This is a genomic window from Neisseria sp. P0009.S007 (assembly GCF_051962515.1).
Genome location: NZ_JBQCVF010000788.1, coordinates 1 through 719 on the forward strand (window position 1 = coordinate 1; position 719 = coordinate 719).

Here is a 719-nt window from a genome sequence, read left to right on the forward strand (position 1 = left end):
TCCAACCAATTTCTGTAATTTGAATCACATTTTTAATTTTTTTAAAGCCTACTTCCATTCCTGAGTTTTCGGCTTCGGGATAAGTCTGTGCTACAAACACATGATTCTTATTTTTCCAATTAATATTAATTTCTACTTCATTTCTAGAAGTTTTATATCGACGATTTTTATTTGGAAGAACGTTTGGGGCCTCGCCTAGATTTTGAGTTAGATTGCGATATTCTTGATAAGCTTCATTTATAGATGAGCCATGATAAGTACAATTCCTTTTCCAACCCTCTGTTACATTAATGGGTATGATTTTTTTGCATGAAAGCTCCCCTGATGAAAATGCTAGTGAGCTATATGTAGCTAGAAAAATAATAGATAGTATTTCCCGTTTCATGATTATTCCTGTGAGTAAAATGTGAGGAGATTTATTTACGGATTAGTGCTGTGGCAATGATATTGGCATGGTTGTGTGAGTCATTCTCTTTGCCTTGTGTAACCATGCTTAAAGTATTTCCTAAATATCTTTGAAATTAAATATGTAGGGAGCTATTCCAGTTACCGCGCAGTTCTCCGCTTTATAATAACTACGTTTCCAAAAAATCGCAAAATTGCTATTACATTCAATCATATTTAGATACTTCTAGTAAGTTCGCAGTCTGTGTAGGTTGCCAGTCATTATGAATTAGTAAGTGCGAGCTTTGTGGTAATTCCTTAGTGGTTATATTTTT

Annotated in this window: 1 protein-coding gene; it reads right to left on the bottom strand. The window is 33.8% G+C overall.

The features are described from left to right. Positions 1-385, bottom strand: a 385-nt coding sequence (locus ACTHS3_RS16370; RefSeq protein ID WP_440368556.1) for a hypothetical protein, incomplete at its 3' end; no start/stop codon positions are given. Positions 386-719 lie beyond the last annotated feature (334 nt).